3 protein-coding genes are annotated in these 1830 nt (G+C 39.5%); all 3 read left to right on the top strand.

Translation table 11 applies throughout. The features are described from left to right. The coding region (locus ASL19_RS18645; RefSeq protein ID WP_235528990.1) for a hypothetical protein at positions 1–246 on the top strand (246 nt) is incomplete at its 5' end. A 113-nt stretch (positions 247–359) separates the two neighbouring features. Continuing rightward, the gene (locus ASL19_RS11510) at positions 360–611 is read left to right on the top strand and encodes a hypothetical protein (RefSeq protein WP_057178457.1); all 252 of its coding nucleotides are present in this window, start codon (positions 360–362) and stop codon (positions 609–611) included. 203 nt (positions 612–814) lie between these two features. Next, positions 815–1830, top strand: a 1016-nt coding sequence (locus tag ASL19_RS11515; RefSeq protein ID WP_152980433.1) for a DUF1156 domain-containing protein, incomplete at its 3' end; no start/stop codon positions are given.

Consider the following 1830-nt stretch of genomic DNA (forward strand, 5'->3'; position numbering starts at 1 on the left):
AGTTGGTTTCTGCTGTCGCAAAGCGATCGCAAGCCAAAAATGATGAAGAGGAACAGAAGGAAACAGATACCAGCAATGACCCATAACACCTTGTTCACAGGTGACTGGGTTGAGCAACGTATTGCGAGAACAGACAAGATATGTGAGATATTACTCTCTAATCAAATGAGTGCAGGATTCTTGTATTTTTCATTTATGCTTGACAAGTCGCAAGACTTTACAAAAATTATTAATTATTTTCTGTAAACCTATTGCATATCTGTTCAAATAGTTTTATAATTAGAAAAAAGTAAGGTGACCGAGGTCTCGAACCAAGATTTCCAGATCACCTTACACCCCAAAATAGAGGCAAATAAATTATGGCACAAATTAGAAATTTCATCAGCAGCATTGATGATACTGGAGTGGTTGACTCTAGGGTGGTTTCACAAGCTAGTCACCGGGAACCACTAAAACATCTGTTGATCGGGTCGAAAAAGACGGTAATTAGTACGATTCACTATCTACACGTGCTTGGTTATGCCAATGCAACGGATTGGAGTGATCTGACGCCAACTGGTAATTCTGGGGAAGTGATGAGTATTCTGGTAAGACATATTGTGATTAATTAGTTTTCTACTTAACTCGTGGGTCTTCCCATGAGTTAGAGATATATTAGGGCGATGTCGCGAGAAGGATACTACTCTTGCTGTATATTAGGGCGATTGCGAAGCACTCCCTATGGGAGCTCGCGGGACAAGATGGGAAAAATTAGTGGAGTAGTTTTAAATATGTTACAATTGCTATGAATATAAATTAGTCACATACTAGTCTTATGGTGAATGACAGACAAAGGCCAGATTTATTGATAGAGAAAAGATTGCCAGTGCAAACGTTAAATGAGCAGGTTTATTATGAACATGGAGCAAATCCATTTAAGGGACTGCATCGCTGGTATTCACGCAAACCTTTATCTTTTAGTCGGGCTAGTGTGTTGGCATCTTTGCTACCTGCGGATGTAAGTATGGAGGAATTTGAGGATTTATTGGGTTTAAAACGGGGAGAAGAGGTGAAGCTCTACAAAACACCTCCCTCCCGGGAATTAATTAAGAAGGTGCAAGGTTATTGCGTGGAAGTGTGGGGAAATCCTACTCCGACGGTTTTAGATGCTTTTGCAGGAGGAGGTAGTATACCTTTTGAAGCGGTTAGATATGGATTGAATGTTTTGGCTTCTGATTTAAATTCAGTGGCTGTGGTAACGATGAAAGCAGCTATGGAATATCCGATAAAGTTTGGAGCAGATTTACAAGATGATATTGATAGGTGGGTAAAGTGGGTGGGAGAGGAAGCAGAAAAAAGATTGGCTGAGTTTTTTCCGTCCTTACCAGAGGAAACAGTACAAAATTATTTATGGGCCCACACGGTTGTTTGTCCCCATTGTCAGTCTGTTATTCCTTTAAGTCCTAATTGGTGGTTAAGTAAAACTAGTAATTATGGTGGTAAAGGACAAGCACGAAAAGTGACTAGTGATTGGTATGCAGTAAAACCGATTGGTAATGGTGAGAATAAGCGGGTTGATTTTGAATTAATAAGGGGAAAAAAGGGGAAGGGGACGACGATTGCAACAGATGATGGGGAATATGATCCGGATACTACAACTACTATTGCTCGAAGTGTTGGGAAGTGTCCAAATTGTAATAATACAATTAAACAAGAGTATTTGATGGATTATGCGAAAACTAAAGATTTAGAATATCAACTATACGCGGTGGCCTATAAAAAGGGAAAGGGAAGTCTGGAGTTTAGAATACCAAATGATTTAGATATAAGTGGAGTTGTGAAAGCAAAAGA

The organism is Cylindrospermopsis sp. CR12, from assembly GCF_001432185.1.
Taxonomy (GTDB): Bacteria; Cyanobacteriota; Cyanobacteriia; order Cyanobacteriales; family Nostocaceae; genus Raphidiopsis; species Raphidiopsis raciborskii.

Excerpts from the sequence above, each read along its gene's own strand:
- ASL19_RS11510 (WP_057178457.1), top strand. The coding sequence starts at position 360 with ATGGCACAAATTAGAAATTTCATCAGCAGCATTGATGATACTGGAGTG.